Origin of the sequence: Salinarimonas rosea DSM 21201, assembly GCF_000429045.1 — a bacterium.
GTDB lineage: Bacteria > Pseudomonadota > Alphaproteobacteria > Rhizobiales > Beijerinckiaceae > Salinarimonas > Salinarimonas rosea.
This window is the reverse complement of sequence record NZ_KE386841.1, coordinates 375,222-393,348: the sequence shown is the minus strand read 5'-3', so window position 1 is coordinate 393,348 and position 18,127 is coordinate 375,222. Positions and strand designations below refer to the sequence as shown.

The following is an 18,127-nucleotide window of genomic DNA, read 5'->3' as shown; positions in this document are numbered from 1 at the left end:
TCGTGCCGTGGCCGGCGCCGTGGTCGACGAAGCGGCAGGCGAAGTACACGCCGTGTCGAGGACGGCGCGAGACGGGAGCCCGGCTGCGCATTCTCACGGACCCCGCCGCCCTTGAACGCCGAGCCGATCTCTTATATTAGAAACACCTAACTTACACAGATCCGAGGCCCGCCATGCTCCGCATCCCCCTTCCCGCGCCGCACGCCGCGGCGCTCGCGGCCGCGCTCGCCGCCCTGATGACGGCAGCCCCGGCCCTCGCCGCACCGATCGCGCCGGTCACCGTCGTCGAGACGAAGGCGGTCTACGGCACCGTCGAGGCGCGCCAGCAGGCGCCGGCGCGGGCGCGGATCGGCGGCACGCTCGTCGAGCGCGGCGTCGAGGAGGGCGACGTCGTCGCCGCGGGCGAGAGGATCGGCCTCGTCGTCGACGAGAAGATCGCCCTCCAGCGCGACGCGCTGGAGGCGCGGCTGCGCGCGCTCCAGGCGGAGCTGGACAACGCCCGCACCGAGCTCGGCCGCGCCGAGGAGCTGGTCTCGCGCGGCGTCTCCACGCAGCAGCGCGTCGACCAGCTGGGCACGCAGGTGCGCGTCGTGGAGAACCAGCTCGCGGCCGCGGAGGCGGAGCGGGCGGTGCTGGACCAGCAGGCCGCGGAGGGCGCCGTCGAGGCGCCGATCGCGGGGCGGGTCGTCGCCGCGCCGGCGACGCCGGGCTCCGTCGTCATGCCCGGCGAGACGGTCGTCACCATCGCCGGCGGCGGCCTCTTCCTGCGCCTGTCGCTGCCCGAGCGCCACGCGGACCTGCTCGAGGAGGGCGCCACCGTCACGATCGCGGCGGACGACGGCGCGCGCGAGGGCGTCATCGCCAAGCTCTACCCGCAGATCGAGAACGGCCGCGTCCAGGCCGATGTCGAGGTCGCCGACATCGGCGGCTTCTTCGTCGGCGCGCGCACGCTCGTCGAGGTGCCGGTCGGCACCCGGGAGACGCTGGCCCTCCCTGCGACCGCCGTCGAGACCCGCGGCGGCGTCGATTTCGTCACCCTCGCCGGGCCCGACGGGCCGCGCGAGGTCGTCGTCCTCCTCGGCGAGCGCCTCCCTGACGGCGCGGTCGAGATCGTATCCGGCCTGCGCGCCGGCGACGAGGTCGTGCAATGAGCGACGCGCCCCAGAAGCTCGGCATCGCGGGCGGCCTGACCCGCGCCTTCATCGGCTCCCCCCTGACGCCGCTCCTGCTGCTCGCGTCGCTCGCGCTCGGCCTCGTGGCGCTCGTCACGCTGCCGCGCGAGGAGGAGCCGCAGATCTCCGTACCGATGGTGGATATCCACCTCCAGGCGGCGGGGCTGCGCGCCGAGGACGCGGTCGAGCTCGTCACCGAGCCGCTCGAGACCATCGTCAAGTCGATCGACGGCGTCGAGCACGTCTACTCGCAGACGATGGACGACGGCGCCATGGTCACGGCCCGGTTCGAGGTCGGCACCGACGCCGACGACGCGATCCTGCGCGTGCACGAGAAGGTGCGCGCCAACATGGACCGCATTCCCATCGGGATCCCGGAGCCGCTCATCGTCGGGCGCGGGATCGACGACGTCGCGATCGTGGTGCTCACGCTCACGCCCGAGCCGGAGGCTGCCGACCGCTTCACGGCGAGCGATCTCACCCGCATCGCGCGGGAGGTGCGCGTCGAGGTCTCGAAGATCGACGACGTCGGCCTCACCTATCTCGTCGGCGAGGCGCCGGTCGAGATCCGCGTCGCGCCCGATCCCGCGCGGCTCGCCACGATGGGCGTCACGCTCCAGCAGCTCGCCGCGAAGCTCGAGGGCGCGAACCGGGCCTTCCCCGTCGGCCGGGTGCGCGTCGACGGGGACCAGCTCGCGCTCGCCGCCGGCGAGACGCTGTCGAGCCCCGCCGAGATCGGCAATCTCCTCGTCACCACCCGCGACGGGCGCCCGGTCTACGTCCGCGACGTCGCCGACGTCGCCTTCGCCTTCGACGCCGCGGAGACCTACGTCTTCGACCTCGCGCGCGACGCGGCGGGCGCCCTCGAGGCCGCCCCGGCGGTGTCGCTCGCGGTCGCCAAGCGGCCCGGCGCCAACGCCGTCGACATCGCCCACGCGGTGATCGAGCGGGTCGAGAGCCTGCACGGAACGCTGATCCCCGACGGCGTCGCCGTGCGCGTCACCCGCGACTACGGCGAGACGGCGAACGAGAAGGCGAACGAGCTCCTGTTCCACCTCGGCCTCGCCACCGTCTCGATCATCCTGCTCGTCGGGCTCGCCATCGGGCTGCGCGAGGCGCTGGTCGTTGCGATCGTCATCCCGGTGACGATCCTGCTCACCCTCTTCGCCGCGAACCTGATGGGCTACACGCTCAACCGGGTGAGCCTGTTCGCGCTGATCTTCGCCATCGGCATCCTCGTCGACGACGCCATCGTCGTCATCGAGAACATCGCCCGGCACTGGGGCATGCGCGACGGCCGCGCCAAGGCGAAGGCGGCGATCGACGCGGTGGCCGAGGTGGGCAACCCGACCATCGTCGCGACCCTCACCGTGGTGGCCGCGCTCCTGCCGATGCTGTTCGTCTCCGGGCTGATGGGGCCCTACATGAGCCCGATTCCGGCGGTGGCCTCGGCGGCGATGATCTTCTCGTTCTTCGTCGCGGTGATGGTCACGCCCTGGCTGATGGTGAAGCTCGGCAAGGAGCACGCCGCGTCCCCCGACGAGGCGGGCCACGGCGCCCACCACGGCGGCGCGCTCGGGCGCGGCTACGCGGCGGTGGCGCGGCCTCTGCTGGCGAGCCGGGCGCGGGCGATCGTCTTCCTCGTCCTCGTCGGCGTGGCCACGATCGTCTCGCTCGCGCCGTTCTACACCCGCGACGTGACGGTGAAGCTCCTGCCCTTCGACAACAAGTCGACGCTCTCGGTCGTCGTCGACCTGCCCGAGGGCGCGAGCGTCGAGGCGACGAACCGCGTCCTCTCCGCGCTGGCGCACGCCCTCGCCGACATGGACGAGATCGTCGGCATGCAGACCCATGCCGGGACCGCGGCGCCCTTCGACTTCAACGGTCTCGTGCGCCACACCTACGTCCGCTCCGAGCCGCAGATGGGCGAGATCCAGGTGAACCTCACCTCGAAGGAGCACCGCGATCGCGCCAGCCACCCGATCGCGCTCGAGATCCGCGAGCGGCTCGCCGCCGTGGCGGTGCCCGAAGGCACGACGGTGAAGGTCGTCGAGCCGCCGCCCGGCCCGCCCGTTCTCGCGACGCTGCTCGCGGAGATCTACGGCCCGGACGCCGAGACGCGGCGCGCCGTGGCGGCGCGCGTGCGCGAGGCCTTCGAGGCGGTGCCCTTCGTGGTCGACGTCGACGATTCGTACGGCGCGCCCGCCGAGCGCGTGCGCCTCGCGCTCGTCGACGACGCGCTCGAGTTCCACGGCGTCGAGCAGCGCGACGTGTTCGACACGATCGGCGCCCTCTGGGGCCGGCAGGTCGTCGGCTACTCGCATCGCGGCGAGGGACGTGCCCCGATCCCGATCGTGCTGGCGCGGCCCAAGGCCGAGCGGCAGGTGGGCGAGGCGTCGCTGACGACGCCGATCCCCACCAACCTGCTCCCGGGCGACCGGGGCGTGGTCGAGCTCGGCGACGTGGTCGAGGTGGTGAGCGAGCGCGCCTCCTTCCCGATCTTCCGCCGCAACGGCCGCCCGGCCGAGATGGTGATGGCCGAGCTCGCCGGCGACTTCGAGGCCCCGCTCTACGGCATGCTGGCGGTGCAGGACCGGCTCGACGCGATGGAATGGGGCGATCTGCCGAAGCCCACCATCGCCTATGCCGGCCAGCCGCTCGACGACCGCGCGCCCGTGCTCCTCTGGGACGGGGAGTGGGAGGTGACCTACGTCACGTTCCGCGACATGGGCGCGGCCTTCGCGGTGGCCCTGCTCGCGATCTACATCCTCGTCGTCGCGCAGTTCGGCTCGTTCAAGGCCCCGCTCGTGGTGCTCACGCCGGTGCCGCTGACGCTGATCGGCATCGTCTTCGGGCACTGGCTGTTCGGGGCGCCGTTCTCGGCCACTTCGATGATCGGCTTCATCGCGCTCGCGGGCATCATCGTGCGCAACTCGATCCTGCTCATCGACTTCATCCGCCACGCCGAGCAGGGCGAGCGGACGCTCGTCGAGGTGCTGATCGAGGCGGGCGCGGTGCGCTTCAAGCCGATCCTGCTCACGGCGGTCGCGGCGATGATCGGCGCGGGCGTGATCCTGTTCGACCCGATCTTCCAGGGTCTCGCGATCTCGCTGCTGTTCGGGCTGATCTCGTCGACCCTGTTGACGGTGCTCGTCATCCCGGCGATCTACGTCGCCGTGCGGGGCAGGACCGGGCCGACGACGACGGCGCGTGCGTGAGGCGGGCGCGCGGGGCGAGCCGCCGAGGGGGACGACGATCCGTGCAGACGCCATCGCCGCCCCCCTCCCCAGCGGCCGATCCCTGGCCGGTCACTCGCCCCGCCACGCTCGAGACCGAGCGCCTCCTGCTGCGACCCTGGCGCGATGCGGATCTCGCGCCCTTCGCGGCGCTCAACGCCGACCCGCGGGTGATGGAGCACTTCCCGAGCGTGCTCGGACGGCTCGACAGCGATGCGGCGGCCGCCCGCTTCCGGCGGGCGATCGCCGCGCGGGGATACGGGCTCTGGGCGGTGGAGGTGATGGGCGGCGCGCCGTTCGTCGGCTTCACCGGCCTCGCGCCGGCGCCGGACGACCTGCCCTTCGCCCCGGCGATGGAGGTCGGCTGGCGTCTCGCCGCCGCGTACTGGGGCCGCGGCTACGCGACCGAGGCCGCCGGCGCGGCGGTCCGCTTCGCCTTCGAGCGGCTGCGCCTGCCGGAGATCGTGAGCTTCACGGTTCCCGCCAACGTCCGCTCGGTCGCGGTGATGCGCAGGCTCGGCCTCGCGCGCGACCCTGCCGGCGACTTCGTGATGCCGGCGCGCGCGCCCGGCCGCGTGCCGCGCCCGCACGTGCTCTACCGCCTGCGCCGCCCGGAGGGCTGAGATGGGCAAGCGCCGCGCGCCCTGGGCGGACGAGGTCGGCGACAGGCTCGTCGTGCGCGTGACCCCGAAGGCGTCCGCCGCGCGGATCACGGCCGAGCGGGACGCGGACGGCGGTCTCGCGCTGCGCGTCGCCGTCACCGCCCCGCCGGAGGACGGCAAGGCGAACGCCGCCGTGATCGCGCTCCTCGCCGCAGCGCTCGGCCTGCCCCGCTCGGCGCTGGCGATCGTGCGCGGGGAGACGGCGCGCACGAAGACGATCCGCATCGATCGCGGGGCGTGAGGGACCTCCGGACGAGATCATGCGTCTTCGGGACGCTTCCATGCGGCGGCTCGCGCGTTATCTTGCCATCGGAGCCGAGGAGGAGCACATGCCCGACGCCGCGAACAAGCCCGACCGCGAGGCGATCATCGACGCGCTGATGGCGCTCGCCGCCGAGCGGCCCTGGGACGACATCGAGATCGGCGACATCGTCGAGACGGCGGGGATCTCGCTCGCGCGCTTCCGCGAGGCCTTCCCGTCCAAGGGCGCGGTGCTCGCCGCCTTCGCCCGGAGGATCGACCTCGAGGTGCTCGAGGGTACGACCGAGGAGCTCGCCGACGAGCCCGCCCGCGAGCGGCTCTTCGATGTCTACATGCGCCGGATCGATGCGCTCACGCCCTACAAGACGGCGCTCCGGCGCATCAACTTCGCGGTGCGCCGCGATCCGCTGACGCTGGCCGCGCTCAACCGGGTTGCGCTGAACTCCCAGCGCTTCATGCTGGTGGCGGCCGGCATCCCCACCGAGGATTCGCTCGGCCCCGTGCGCATCCAGGGCGCGGTGCTCGTCTTCGCCAACGTGATGGAGACCTGGTACGACGACGACAGCGTCGACCTCGCCCGCACGATGGCGCGCCTCGACCGCGAGCTGAAGCGCGGCGAGCGCACGATGGAGCGCATGGGCGACGCCGAGCGCATGCTCGCCCCGGTCCGCGCCCTCGCCGACGCCCTCCTCGACGGCGGCCGCCGCCTGCGCCGCGACGGCCTGCGCGGCCGGCGCCGCCGCGAGGCGGAGGTGCCGGCGGACGAGGGCGAGACGCGCGATCCCGCGGCGGCGATCTGAGCGGGTCGCGCCTCTGTCACCCCCGGGTCGCGACGCGGGGCCGGGGCCCGGATGCTCGGGTGCGTGACGAGCGTGCGCGATAGCGCGCGCGTCCGCGCAACGCCGATGCAGGCGTCTCGCGCCGCGGCGTGTTCACGCCGCTCCTCGACGCTCGGGAGCTTCCGAGGCGCGTACCGCCTTCGGCATCCGGGACGACAGCCCCGGCACGCGAAGCGCGAGGCGAACCCCTTCTGCCGCGATCCCATGCGCCAGACGCAAGCCTCCCCTTGCGGCGACGCTGCGGAATCGTGACAATGGCGCCGAAACGGGCAGCCGTGTTCCCCGCGCCGACGGCCGGCGGCGGCCGCCGGAGGGTGTGGCGTTGGATTGGGACAAGATCAGGATCTTCTTCACCGTCGCGGAGGCGGGGTCGTTCACGCGGGCCGGGGAGGATCTCGGGCTGAGCCAGTCCGCTGTGAGCCGCCAGATCAGCGCGCTGGAGCGCGACCTGCGCGCGCCCCTCTTCCACCGTCATGCCCGCGGGCTCCTTCTGACCGAGCAGGGCGACCTGCTCTTCCGCGCCGCGCGCGACATGAAGATGCGCCTCGAGACGACGCGCGCGCGCCTCACCGAGACCGCCGAGCGCCCCTCCGGCGATCTCAAGGTGACGACGACGGTCGGGCTGGGGTCGCTGTGGCTGACCCAGCGCCTGCCGGAGTTCTTCGACCTCTACCCCGACATCCGCGTGGAGCTCATTCTCTCCAACGAGGAGCTCGACCTCGCCATGCGCGAGGCGGACGTCGCGATCCGCCTGCGCCAGCCCACGCAGCCGGACCTGATCCAGCGCCGGCTCTTCACCGTGCACTTCCACATCTATGCCTCGACGAGCTACATCAAGCAGTTCGGCGAGCCCAAGACGCTGGCGGACCTCGATTCGCACCGGCTCCTCGCCTTCGGCGGCGACCAGCCCTCCTACCTGCTCGCGGTGCACTGGCTCTCCACCGCCGGGCGCGACGTGCGCAATCCGAGACCCTATCACTGCGTGATCAACAACATATCCGGGCTCAAGACCGCCGTGGAGAGCGGTGCCGGCATCGCGGTGCTGCCGGACTACGTCGCCGACCAGAACAACGGTCTCGAGCAGATCCTGCGCGACGTCGAGATGCCCTCCCTCGATTCGTATCTCGTCTACGCGGAGGAGATGCGTCAGGTCGCGCGCGTGCAGGTGTTCCGGGACTTCCTGGTCTCGAAGGCGCAGCGCTGGGCCTATTGAGGCCCAGCGAAACGTGCGCGACCCGCCGACCGGCAACCCTCGGCCGGGGAGCTTTGCATCTTGTGTCGGATTTCGCCCGGCAATGGCCGGAGACATGCAACGGATGCAAGGGTGTATCTCATCGGTGTGCATTGCAAAAAGGCACCGTGCCATTCATATCGGCAGTGGCTGAAGGCGATGGAGCCGCTAGTCCTCCCGGCGGTGTTCCATTTCGGCCGTTCCCCTCTGGAGGGTTTCGACACTCCCAGTCGAAGCTCGACAAACTTCATGGCCGCTTCCGCATGTCGGAAGCGGCCTTTTTTCTGCGCGACGGCGGTGCCGCGAGGCACCCTCACATGTACAGCGGCTCGTCCTCGAGCCCCGCGTAGAGTCCCGCCACCCACTCGCCATAGCCGTTGTAGATCACGGTCGGGCGCTGCTCGTCCGTTCCGAGCATCCGTTCCGTCGCCTGGCTCCAGCGCGGATGCGGCACATCGGGATTCACGTTCGCCCAGAAGCCGTACTCGCTGGCGGCGAGCTCCTCCCAGAAGGACACCGGGCGCTCGTCCGTGAAGGTGATCCGCACGATCGACTTGATCGACTTGAAGCCGTACTTCCAGGGCAGGGCGAGCCGGATCGGCGCGCCGAACTGCTGCTGGAGGGGCTTGCCGTAGACGCCGGTGACGAGGAAGGCGAGCTCGTTCGTCGCCTCCTCCATCGTGACGCCCTCGACGTAGGGCCAGGGATACCAGCTCTGACGCTGCCCGGAGGCGACGTCCGGGTTCAGGAAGGTCTCGAAGCGCAGGTAGCGCGCGGAGGAGAGCGGGCGCGCCATGGCGACGAGGTCCGCGAGCGGGAAGCCGGTCCACGGCACCGCCATGGCCCAGGCCTCGACGCAGCGCAGGCGGTAGAGCCGCTCCTCGAGCGACATCCCGCGGATCAGCGTGTCGATGTCGATCGTGCGCTCCTCCTCGACCATGCCGTCGACCACGACCGACCAGGGGCGCGTCTCGAGGCGCTGCGCGGCCGCGGCCACGCGCTTGGAGGATCCGAACTCGTAGAAATTGTTGTAGTTGGAGGCCACCGATTCCTCGGTGACCGGCCGGTCGAGGGCGAAGGCTTCGTTGCGCGGCGCCGGGTACAGGTCGGCCGAGGGGTCGCCCTCCTGCGCAAGGGCGAGGCGCGGCAGCGCCGCCGCCCCGATCAGCCCGGCACCGCCCAGCATCAGGCTGCGCCGGTCGAGCCAGACCTGCTCGGGAGTCGCGGCGCTCTCCGGCAGCTCCCAGCCGCGGGGTCGCTTGATCAGCATGAGGCGTCTCCTATCGTACTCTGTGGCACGGTCGGCCCGAACCCGCTCGCGCACAAGTCAAAGCTTCGCGAGGGAGGGAGCGCGCGCGCACGCGCATACGGCCGGGACATGCGAGCGGCTTCCTCTTCGTGGGCGAGGCGCGCTAGGTTTCGCGACCTCTCGCCGCAGGAGCGCACCCGTGCCCGACAGCCCACTTCCCCCCTTCCGCCTCGCCGAGCGCCTGCGCGCTGGAACGCCCGTCGTGTCCGCCTGGTGCGCCCTGCCCGACCCGGGCACCGCGCAGCTGCTGGCGCAGGAGGCGTTCGACGCGATCACGCTCGACATGCAGCACGGGCTCGTCGAGTTCGCCGACGCGGCGCGCACGATCCCGCTCGTCGCGGCGCGCGGCAAGCCCACGCTCGTGCGCGTGCCGGTCGGCGGCTTCGCCACCGCCTCGCGCCTGCTCGACGCGGGCGCCGCGGGGATCATCGCGCCGATGATCGGCTCGGTCGCCGACGCGCGCGCCCTCGTCGCGCACACGAAGTACCCGCCCGTCGGCAACCGTTCCTGGGGTCCCTCGACGGCGCTCGCGCTGACGGGCCTCGACCCGGCGGGCTACTTCGCGCGGGCGAACGTCGAGACGGTCGCCTTCGCGATGATCGAGACCCGCGCGGCGCTCGACGCGCTCGACGAGATCCTCGCGGTGGAGGGGCTCGACGGCGTGTTCATCGGCCCCGCCGATCTCTCGGTCGCGCTGTCCGGCGGCGCCGGCGTTGCGCCCGCCTCGGCGGCGGTCGACGCGGCGCTCGATCACGCGCTCGCCCGCACCCGCGCCGCCGGCAAGCGCATCGGCATCTACGCGTACGACGCCGCGCGCGCCGTGGCGTTCAAGCAGATGGGGTTCGACCTCGTCGCGACCGCCTCCGACGCCGTCTTCCTGGCGGCGGGAGCGCGGGCGCTGCTGGCGATGCTCGAGGGCTGAGCCCGCGCGGGATGCGGGATCGAGCAGGCCGGATCTGTGGAATGTGGCGACGTCCGTCTTCCCACGGTCGCGATTCCGGTGCAACGCTGGCGCGGCAAGCCGCGCTCGCCAGACGCGGCCCCGGAGCCCGATCCTCATGACCCGCACTCGCCCCCTCCTCACGCGCCGCGGCTTCCTCGCCGGCGCGGCCGCCGGCGGCGCCCTCGTCGCCATGCATCCGTTCTCGCTCAGGGCGCAGGCGAATACCGCGCACCTGCGCGTGATGGAGACGACGGACCTCCACGTCCACGTCTTCCCGTACGACTACTACGCCGACAAGCCCATCGACACGGTGGGCCTGTCGCGCACGGCGGCGCATGTCCGCGCCATCCGCGCCGAGGCGACCAACGCCATCCTCGTCGACAACGGCGATTTCCTTCAGGGCAACCCGATGGGCGACTACATCGCCTACGAGCGCGGGATGAAGGGCGGCGACCTGCACCCGATCGTCGCCGCGATGAACGTGCTCGGCTACGATGCCGGCACGCTCGGCAACCACGAGTTCAACTACGGCCTGCCCTTCCTTGAGAAGACGCTGGCCGGCGCAGACTTCCCGGTCGTGTGCGCCAACGTCGCCTCGGGCGCGCTCGCGGCGAACGCCCGCGACGACCGCACCTTCGTCGAGCCCTACGTGATCCTCGACCGCACGGTCACGGACGGCGCGGGCGTCGCGCACCCGATCAAGATCGGCCTCATCGGCTTCGTGCCGCCGCAGATCATGAGCTGGGACAAGCGCCACCTCGAGGGCAACGTCTCCGCCCGCGACATCGTCGAGGCGGCACGCGCCTTCGTGCCGCAGATGCGCGAGGAGGGGGCGCAGATCGTCATCGCGCTCTCGCATTCGGGCATCGACCCCGCCGCCGGCGAGGGCGCCGAGAACGCCGCGCTGCTGCTCGCCGGGATCGAGGGCATCGACGCGCTCGTGCTCGGCCACCAGCACCTCGTCTTCCCGGGCGACAGCTTCGTCGACATGGCCGGCGTGGACGCGGAGAAGGGCCTCCTGCGCGGCAAGCCCGCCGCCATGGGCGGCTTCTGGGGCTCGCATCTCGGCGTGCTCGACCTGATGCTCGAGCGCACCGGCGACGGCTGGCGGATCGCCGCCTCGACCTCCGAGGCGCGGCCGATCTCGCGGCGCAACGAGGACCGCTCGATCACCGCCCTCGTCTCGGACGAGGCGGACGTGCTCGCCGCCGTCCAGGCCGAGCACGAGGCGACGCTCGCCTACGTGCGCCGCCCCGTCGGCGAGACGGCGGCGCCGCTGCACTCCTACTTCGCGCTCGTCGCCGACGATCCGTCGGTGCAGGTTGTGAGCCAGGCGCAGACCTGGTACATCGCCCAGATGATGCAGGGCACCGAGTGGGAGGGACTGCCGATCCTCTCGGCGGCGGCGCCCTTCAAGGCCGGCGGCCGCGGCGGGCCCGACTACTTCACCGACGTCCCGGTCGGGCCGGTGGCGATCAAGAACGTGGCGGATCTCTACCTTTACCCGAACACCGTGCGCGCCATGGTCGTGGACGGTGCGACGGTGAAGGAGTGGCTCGAGATGTCGGCGGGCATGTTCAACCGGGTCGAGCCCGGCGCGGCCGACCAGGTCCTGATCAACCCTGGCTTCCCCAGCTACAATTTCGACGTCATCGACGGCGTGACCTACGAGATCGACCTGACGCAGCCGGCGAAGTACGACTCGAAGGGCGAGGTCGTGAACCCGGACGCGTCGCGGATCGTGGGGCTGTCCTACGAGGGGCGCCCGGTCGACCCGTCCGAGCGCTTCGTCATCGCCACGAACAACTACCGCGCGGGCGGCGGCGGCAACTTCCCCGGCGTGACCGAAGACAAGGTCGTCTTCGTCGGGCCGGACACGAACCGCGACGTGCTCGTGCGCTACATCGTGGAGCAGGGCACGATCGACCCGCGGGCGGACGCCAACTGGCGCTTCGCCCCGGTGCCGGGTGCGACGGTGCTGTTCGACACCGGCCCGAAGGCCCGTGACCTCGTGTCCGAGGTGTCGGGCGTCGCCATCGAGCCCGCCGGCGACGGCGCCGACGGCTTCGCGCGGTTCCGCATCACGCTGTGAGCCGACGGTGGGCCCGGCCGGGAGGCCGGGCTCACCCTCCCCCGGGACGCTCCGGCCCATGCGGGCCGCGCCTGTGCACCGCGGTATCGTGGCGCTTGCGTTCGCGCGGCGGCTTCGCCAATCTGCGCTCCCTGCTTCTCGCGCCCGCGCCGCCCAGGGCGGCGCGGGCGCCATTGCCGACAATCGGGTTTCGCCATGAAGGTCACCGTCGAGCGCGCCTCCCTGCTGAAGGCGCTGGGTCACGTCCATCGCGTCGTCGAGCGGCGCTCGACGATCCCGATCCTCTCCAACGTGCTGGTGCGGGCGGAGAGCGAGGGCCTGGGCCTCAAGGCGACCGACCTCGACATCGAGGTGACCGAGACAATCCGCGCCGACGTGACGCAACCGGGCGCCACCACCGTGCCGGCGCACGTGATCTACGACATCGTGCGCAAGCTGCCCGACGGCGCGCAGGTCTCGCTCGAGGCCACCGGCGAGGCCGGGCAGATGGTGCTGCGCTCGGGCCGCTCGAAGTTCACGCTGCAGACGCTGCCGGAGAGCGACTTCCCCGATCTCGCCGCCGGCGAGATGAGCGTCTCCTTCGCGGTCAAGCCCGCCGACCTGCGCAAGCTCGTGGAGAAGACCCAGTTCGCGATCTCCACCGAGGAGACGCGCTACTACCTCAACGGGATCTACTTCCACACGATCGAGAGCGAGGGCGAGACCGTGCTGCGCGCGGTCGCCACCGACGGGCACCGACTCGCCCGCGCCCAGATGCCCGCCCCCGAGGGCGCCACGGGCATGCCCGGCGTGATCGTGCCGCGCAAGGCGGTCGCCGAGATCCTCAAGCTCGTCGAGGAGGGCGGCGAGCTGATCCGGGTCGAGCTGTCGCCGGCCAAGATCCGGGTCACGTTCGACTCCGTGGTGCTCACCTCGAAGCTCATCGACGGCACCTTCCCCGACTACCAGCGGGTGATCCCGTCGGGCAACGACAAGTCGCTGATCGTCGATCGCGAGCAGTTCGCCAAGGCGGTCGACCGCGTCTCGACCATCTCCTCGGAGCGCGGGCGGGCGGTGAAGCTCGCCATCGCCGACGGACGGGTGACGCTGTCGGTGAACAACCCGGATTCGGGCTCCGCCACCGAGGAGGTCGAGGTCGAGTACGAGGCGAGCCCGCTCGACATCGGCTTCAACGCCCGCTACCTCCTCGACATCACGAGCCAGCTCGACGGCGACACGGCGCTGTTCAAGCTCGCCGACCCCGGCTCGCCGACGCTGATCCAGGACAAGGAAGGCGCGCCGGCGCTCTACGTGCTGATGCCGATGCGCGTGTGAGGGCGCCTCGCCCGCTCTCCGGCGCGGGCGCCGGAGCGAGACGAGCATGACCGATGACACGGGAGCCGGCCCGCGCGTGACGCGGCTCCTCCTGCAGGATTTCCGCTCCTGGGCGACGCTCGACCTGGCGCCGCGCGCCGCCGTGGTTGCGCTCGTCGGCGAGAACGGCGCCGGCAAGACCAACCTGATCGAGGCGATCTCCCTGTTCGCCCCCGGCCGCGGCCTGCGCCGGGCGGACTTCGCCGCCATGGCTCGTCACGGCGCGCCGGGTTTCACCGTCTCGCTGACCATCGAGGGCGTCTACGGCAGCCATCGGCTCGGCACCGCGACGACGCGCGCCGGCGAGGGGCGCACGCGCATCTGCCGGATCGACGGCGCGCCGGCCTCCTCTCCCGCCGCCTTCGGCGAGCACGTGCGCCTCGTCTGGCTCACGCCGGATCTCGATGCGCTCTTCCGCGGCCCGGCGGGCGACCGGCGCCGATTCCTCGACCGGCTGGTGCTCGCGGTCGATGCCGAGCACGGCGCGCGGGTCTCCGCCCTGGAGCGGGCGCTGCGCACGCGCAACCGCCTGCTCGAGGAGGACGGCGAGCCGCGCTGGCTCGATGCCGTCGAGCGGGAGGCGGCGGAGCTCGGCGTCGCGGTCGCGGCGGCGCGGCGGGAGACCGTCGGGCGGCTCGACGGGCTCGTCGCCGAGACGCAGGACCCCGCCTCGCCCTTCCCCTTCGCCCGGCTCGGGCTGGAGGGCGAGATCGACGATCTCGTGGCCTCGCTCCCCGCGGTCGACGCCGAGGATCGCTACCGCGCGCTGCTGCGCGAAGGCCGCGGGCGCGACCGGGCGGCAGGGCGCACGCTGACGGGCCCCCAGGCGAGCGACCTCGCCGTGCGCCACGGCCCGAAGGACATTCCCGCGCATCTCGCCTCCACCGGCGAGCAGAAGGCGCTCCTCGTCGGCCTCGTCCTGGCGCACGCGCGGCTCGTCGCGACGATGACCGGCATCGCGCCCCTCGTCCTCCTCGACGAGGTGGCGGCTCACCTCGACCCCCGCCGGCGCGCCGCGCTCTACGACGAGCTGCTGCGGCTCGCCGGACAGGTCTGGCTCACCGGCGCCGACCGGGGCCTGTTCGACGAGCTCGCGAACCGAGCCGACATCGTCGCCGTTGGTGACGGCCGGGCGACGCCGCTCGGCGCCTGAGCCGCACCTCCCCCGTCCCCCCGTCCCGGTCGTTCTCGATGCGCTTCGCACTCCCCTTCCTCGCCTGGTTCGCCCTCGGATTCCTCGGCATCCTCGCCATGGCCGCGCGCATCGGGCTCGACGGGCTGCGCGCCGTCGAGGGCGCTCCGCAGGTCTCGGACGGCGTGCTGCTCGCGCTGCTCGTGGCGCAGCCGGCCGTGCTCCTCGCCGTCGCGGTGGCGATCGGCGTCGCGGTCTCGGAGAAGGCGGGCCTGCGCTCCTGGCTCACCGCGCGGCTGCGCGGCGACCCGCTGCCGCTCGTCGCCTTCCCGAGCGTGGTCGGCACGCTGGCGCTGACGACGGCGCTCGCGCTGGTCGCGCTCGTCCTCGACGTCCTCTTCCGTCTCGCGGCGCCGGACGCCTTCGTCGGGCTGCCGGGGCCGGACCTGGCGCTCGCTCCGCGGCTCTCGGCGCTGCTCTACGGCGGCGTCACCGAGGAGCTGATGCTGCGCTACGGCCTGATGACGGGCCTCGCCTGGGGCGTGCTGAAGCTCGCGGGCGGGCGCGCGGCGGTGCGGCGGGGGGGCGTGATGTGGGGCGTGATCGTCGTCGTCGCGCTCGCCTTCGGCGCGGGACACCTGCCGGCGCTCTCCGCGTCCGTCGAGCCGAACCTCGTGCTCGTGGTCCGTACGGTCGCGATCAACGCGCTGCTCGGCATGCTCTACGGGTGGCTCTACTGGCGCTACACGCTGGAGCACGCGATCCTCGCCCACGCCTTCACCGCCGGCGTGTTCTGGCTCGCGGGACCGCTCATGGCGGGCCTCGCCGGTCTGGCGTGATCTCGCGATCGGGCGCCGACATCCTGATGACTCCGCCTCGATGACAGGCTATCTCGTGTGCAGCGCAGCACCGCCATGGGCCCGCGGAGGGCCGACGCGCCATGCCGAGCCAGACCTCATCCACCGATCGCGGCGGCCCCCAGGGCGGCTATACCGTGCAGACGCGCGTCGTGCCGCGCCCCGACGGGCCGGCGCTGGAGCTGGTGGAGACCGCGCCGGACGGCCCGCGCGTCGGCGCGCCGCTCCTCCTGATCCACGGCGCCTTCGGCGGCGCATGGATGTGGGCGGAACATCTCGGGCCATTCCTCGCCCGGCGCGGGCGCGCCTCGCTGGCGCTCTCGCTGCGCGGCCACGGCGGCTCCGAGGGCCGCGAGACGCTGCGCGAGACCACGCTCGAGGACTACCTCGCCGACGTGCGATTCGCGCTCGAGCGGCTGCCGCAGGCGCCCGTGGTCGTGGCGCATTCGCTCGGCGGGCTCCTCGCGCAGCGGCTGATCGGGCGCGCGCAGATGCGGGGGCTCGCCCTCGTCTGCTCGCTGCCGCCCGAAGGACTGGCCACGGTGAACCTTCGCACCGCCGTCACCGAGCCGGTCGTGTGGCTCGACGCCTTCCTCGGCGCGACGGCGCCCCGGGCGGGCGCGATGGCGGGTACCGTCGCCGGCGAGGCGCGCACGCTGCTGTTCTCCGAGGGCCTGCCGCCCGCCCGCGCGCGGCGCTATGCGGCGATGATGACGCCCGAGGCGCCCCGGGCCCTCGGGGCCGCCAACGTACCGGGCCCGATCCTCTCGGCCTTCCTCACGCGCCTGCCGACGCTCGTCGTCGGCGCGGCGCAGGACCGGCTGGTCTGGCGCGCCTGCACCCTGCGCACCGCCTTCTACCACGCCGCCCGCCACGAGACGCTCGATCCGTCCGGCCACTTTCCCATGCTCGACGTCTGCGCGGACACGCTGGGCCGGCGGATCGTCCACTGGCTCGAGGCCGAGGGGCTGTGAGGGCGTCCCATCGCCCGACGGCGGCCGCCCCATGAAGCGCGTGCTCGACTACGCCTGGCCGGTCGTCGGCCTCGTCGCGGTGGCCTTCTCGTTCTGGCTGCTGGCGCGGGAACTGCGCGCGATCTCGGCGGAGGACGTCCTCGCCGCGATGGGCGCGATCGCGACCTGGCAGCTCGCCGCCGCGGCGGCGGCGACGGTCGCCGGCTACGCGGCGCTCGCGTGGTACGATCGGATCGCGCTCCTGCATCTGGGCGTCGAGCACATCTCCTGGACGTTCATCACGCTGGCCTCCTTCACCACCTACGCTTTGTCGCACAACATCGGCGCCTCGGTGCTGTCGGGGGCGATGGTGCGCTACCGCGCCTATTCCTCGCGGGGGCTCACCGCGAGCCAGATCGCGGTGCTGGTGGGGCTGTGCACCTTCACCTTCCTGCTCGGCGTGGTGCTTCTGACCGGGCTCGTCCTCATCTTCGAGCCCTACGTGCTCGCGCGCCTCACCGGCGTGCTGCCGCGCTTCATGGAGATCGCACCGCTCGCGCAGGCGATCGGCGCCGTGCTGCTCGCGCTCGTCGCGCTCTACCTGATCGGTTCGCTGATGGGCCTGCCGCCCCTGCGGGTCCGCGCCTTCCGGCTGGAGTACCCGCGCCCGGCAGTGACGCTGCGGCAGCTCGCCGCCTCGACGCTCGACCTGCTCTTCACGGCGGCGATCGTCTACTTCCTCCTGCCGTGGGATGCGAACCCCGGCTTCTTCGTCGTGCTCGCGGTCTTCCTTGCGTCGTTCTCGGCGGCGCTGATCTCGCACGCGCCCGGCGGGCTCGGCGTGTTCGAGCTCGTGTTCGTCGCCGCGATGCCCGACGTGCCGGACGCCGAGCTGCTCGCCGCCCTCGTCCTCTTCCGGGTGCTCTATCTCCTGATCCCCTTCGCCTTCTCGCTCGTCGTCGTCGCGGTGTTCGAGCGGCATCGCCTGGCGCAGGCGCTCAAGCAGCGCGCGCGCAGCCTGAAGGGTCGCAAGGGAGAGTGAAGGCGCGCGCGGAGGGGTCCGAGGCGTCGTGACGAGCACGAAGGCGTCGCGACAAAAAAATTGGGCCGTCCCGAAGGACGGCCCGCCTCTGACTGTTTGCGTTCGTGACCCCGATGAACCGGGGGGCTGGGGGGCTGACGTGTCCGGTAGACCGAGACCACGAACCAGCGAGGCATGATCATTGATCGCAGCCCATCGGGGCGCGCTCGGGGCGCGAAAACGGCGAAACTGTGATTTCGGGAGAAAAGCGCGAAAATCGCGCCCGAGCATTGATCAGGATCATTGCGGAGTGCCGTAAAGCGGTATTTCTCGCCATTCATGAACGTCGAGACCCCTCCCCCGCTCGTCTTTCGCACCCGCGCTCTCGCCAAGGTGTACCGCACCGGGGAGGTGGAGGTCCACGCGCTGCGCGGCGTCGACTTCGAGGCGTGCGCGGGCGAGTTCGTGGTGCTGCTCGGGCCGTCGGGCTCCGGCAAGTCGACCTTCCTCAACATCATCGGCGGCCTCGACCGGCCGACCTCCGGCGAGGCCTGGTTCCAGGATCACGACCTCTCCCGATCGAGCGACGCGGCGCTCACCGCCTATCGGCGGGACCACGTCGGCTTCGTCTTCCAGTTCTACAACCTCGTGCCGAGCCTGTCGGCACGCGAGAACGTGCGGCTCGTCACCGAGATCGCCCGCCATCCGATGCGCCCGGAGGAGGCGCTCGACATCGTCGGGCTCGGCGACCGGATGGACCACTTCCCCGCCCAGCTCTCCGGCGGCGAGCAGCAGCGCGTCGCCATCGCCCGCGCCATCGCCAAGCGCCCCGAGGTGCTGCTCTGCGACGAGCCCACCGGCGCGCTCGATTCGAAGACGGGCGTGAAGGTTCTCGACGCGCTGACCCGCGTCAACGAATCCTTCGGCGCGACGACCCTCGTCATCACCCACAACGCGGGCATCGCCGCGATCGCCCACCGCGTCGTGCGCTTCGCCGACGGGCGCATCCAGGCGGTAGAGACGAACGCGGCGCGGCTGCGGCCCGAGGAGGTCACCTGGTGAGGCG

Annotated in this window: 15 protein-coding genes; 14 read left to right on the top strand and 1 reads right to left on the bottom strand. The window is 72.2% G+C overall.

Annotated elements, in window-relative coordinates; all coding sequences use genetic code 11:
- Positions 1-173: 173 nt before the first annotated feature.
- The 6 genes from G407_RS0123095 (at position 174) to G407_RS0123070 (ending at position 7,383) form a co-directional block, all read left to right on the top strand.
- Positions 174-1,151: an efflux RND transporter periplasmic adaptor subunit gene (locus tag G407_RS0123095; protein ID WP_052341781.1), complete on the top strand. Its 978-nt coding sequence runs from the start codon at positions 174-176 to the stop codon at positions 1,149-1,151.
- Positions 1,148-4,390, top strand: a complete 3,243-nt coding sequence (locus G407_RS0123090) for an efflux RND transporter permease subunit (RefSeq protein ID WP_029032710.1) — start codon at positions 1,148-1,150, stop codon at positions 4,388-4,390. The genes G407_RS0123095 and G407_RS0123090 overlap by 4 nt, the downstream gene beginning before the upstream one ends.
- Positions 4,391-4,431: 41 nt before the next feature.
- Entirely contained in the window at positions 4,432-5,031 is a 600-nt protein-coding gene (locus tag G407_RS0123085) for a GNAT family N-acetyltransferase (protein ID WP_084327748.1), read from the top strand.
- A 1-nt stretch (position 5,032) separates the two neighbouring features.
- Positions 5,033-5,311, top strand: coding sequence for a DUF167 domain-containing protein (locus G407_RS0123080; protein WP_029032708.1), 279 nt, complete (start codon positions 5,033-5,035; stop codon positions 5,309-5,311).
- Positions 5,312-5,399: 88 nt separating this feature from the next.
- Positions 5,400-6,131, top strand: a complete 732-nt coding sequence (locus G407_RS0123075; RefSeq protein ID WP_029032707.1) for a hypothetical protein — start codon at positions 5,400-5,402, stop codon at positions 6,129-6,131.
- Positions 6,132-6,492: 361 nt separating this feature from the next.
- Positions 6,493-7,383: a LysR family transcriptional regulator gene (locus tag G407_RS0123070; RefSeq protein WP_029032706.1), complete on the top strand. Its 891-nt coding sequence runs from the start codon at positions 6,493-6,495 to the stop codon at positions 7,381-7,383.
- A gap of 331 nt (positions 7,384-7,714) precedes the next feature.
- Here the strand turns inward: G407_RS0123070 and msrP are convergent, their stop codons facing one another.
- Positions 7,715-8,671 carry a protein-methionine-sulfoxide reductase catalytic subunit MsrP gene (gene msrP, locus G407_RS0123065; RefSeq protein WP_029032705.1) on the bottom strand — a complete coding sequence of 319 codons (957 nt, stop codon included), beginning with the start codon at positions 8,669-8,671 and terminating at the stop codon, positions 7,715-7,717.
- Between the two features lie 178 nt (positions 8,672-8,849).
- Here msrP and G407_RS0123060 point away from each other — a divergent pair, with 178 nt between their 5' ends.
- The 8 genes from G407_RS0123060 (at position 8,850) to G407_RS0123025 (ending at position 18,123) form a co-directional block, all read left to right on the top strand.
- Complete coding sequence (locus tag G407_RS0123060) at positions 8,850-9,632, top strand: HpcH/HpaI aldolase family protein (protein WP_029032704.1); 783 nt, start codon at positions 8,850-8,852, stop codon at positions 9,630-9,632.
- Positions 9,633-9,768: 136 nt separating this feature from the next.
- Complete coding sequence (locus G407_RS0123055) at positions 9,769-11,745, top strand: bifunctional 2',3'-cyclic-nucleotide 2'-phosphodiesterase/3'-nucleotidase (RefSeq protein WP_029032703.1); 1,977 nt, start codon at positions 9,769-9,771, stop codon at positions 11,743-11,745.
- A 195-nt stretch (positions 11,746-11,940) separates the two neighbouring features.
- Positions 11,941-13,059, top strand: a complete 1,119-nt coding sequence (dnaN, locus tag G407_RS0123050) for a DNA polymerase III subunit beta (RefSeq protein ID WP_029032702.1) — start codon at positions 11,941-11,943, stop codon at positions 13,057-13,059.
- Positions 13,060-13,105: 46 nt separating this feature from the next.
- A complete protein-coding gene (gene recF / locus G407_RS0123045) occupies positions 13,106-14,251 on the top strand; it encodes a DNA replication/repair protein RecF (protein WP_029032701.1) in 1,146 nt (381 codons plus the stop codon).
- Between the two features lie 38 nt (positions 14,252-14,289).
- Positions 14,290-15,069: a CPBP family glutamic-type intramembrane protease gene (locus G407_RS29590; protein WP_052341780.1), complete on the top strand. Its 780-nt coding sequence runs from the start codon at positions 14,290-14,292 to the stop codon at positions 15,067-15,069.
- Between the two features lie 101 nt (positions 15,070-15,170).
- Positions 15,171-16,061 (top strand): alpha/beta hydrolase, encoded by an 891-nt coding sequence (locus G407_RS0123035; RefSeq protein ID WP_029032700.1) that lies wholly within the window; start codon positions 15,171-15,173, stop codon positions 16,059-16,061.
- Positions 16,062-16,092: 31 nt separating this feature from the next.
- Positions 16,093-17,082, top strand: a complete 990-nt coding sequence (locus G407_RS29585; RefSeq protein WP_043540366.1) for a putative bifunctional lysylphosphatidylglycerol flippase/synthetase — start codon at positions 16,093-16,095, stop codon at positions 17,080-17,082.
- 318 nt (positions 17,083-17,400) lie between these two features.
- A complete protein-coding gene (locus tag G407_RS0123025; RefSeq protein ID WP_029032699.1) occupies positions 17,401-18,123 on the top strand; it encodes an ABC transporter ATP-binding protein in 723 nt (240 codons plus the stop codon).
- Positions 18,124-18,127 lie beyond the last annotated feature (4 nt).

Coding starts and splice junctions, on each gene's coding strand:
- G407_RS0123095 (WP_052341781.1), top strand. CDS start 174: ATGCTCCGCATCCCCCTTCCCGCGCCGCACGCCGCGGCGCTCGCGGCC.
- G407_RS0123090 (WP_029032710.1), top strand. CDS start 1,148: ATGAGCGACGCGCCCCAGAAGCTCGGCATCGCGGGCGGCCTGACCCGC.
- G407_RS0123080 (WP_029032708.1), top strand. CDS start 5,033: ATGGGCAAGCGCCGCGCGCCCTGGGCGGACGAGGTCGGCGACAGGCTC.
- G407_RS0123075 (WP_029032707.1), top strand. CDS start 5,400: ATGCCCGACGCCGCGAACAAGCCCGACCGCGAGGCGATCATCGACGCG.
- msrP (WP_029032705.1), bottom strand. CDS start 8,671: ATGCTGATCAAGCGACCCCGCGGCTGGGAGCTGCCGGAGAGCGCCGCG.
- G407_RS0123055 (WP_029032703.1), top strand. CDS start 9,769: ATGACCCGCACTCGCCCCCTCCTCACGCGCCGCGGCTTCCTCGCCGGC.
- dnaN (WP_029032702.1), top strand. CDS start 11,941: ATGAAGGTCACCGTCGAGCGCGCCTCCCTGCTGAAGGCGCTGGGTCAC.
- recF (WP_029032701.1), top strand. CDS start 13,106: ATGACCGATGACACGGGAGCCGGCCCGCGCGTGACGCGGCTCCTCCTG.
- G407_RS29590 (WP_052341780.1), top strand. CDS start 14,290: ATGCGCTTCGCACTCCCCTTCCTCGCCTGGTTCGCCCTCGGATTCCTC.
- G407_RS0123035 (WP_029032700.1), top strand. CDS start 15,171: ATGCCGAGCCAGACCTCATCCACCGATCGCGGCGGCCCCCAGGGCGGC.
- G407_RS29585 (WP_043540366.1), top strand. CDS start 16,093: ATGAAGCGCGTGCTCGACTACGCCTGGCCGGTCGTCGGCCTCGTCGCG.
- G407_RS0123025 (WP_029032699.1), top strand. CDS start 17,401: ATGAACGTCGAGACCCCTCCCCCGCTCGTCTTTCGCACCCGCGCTCTC.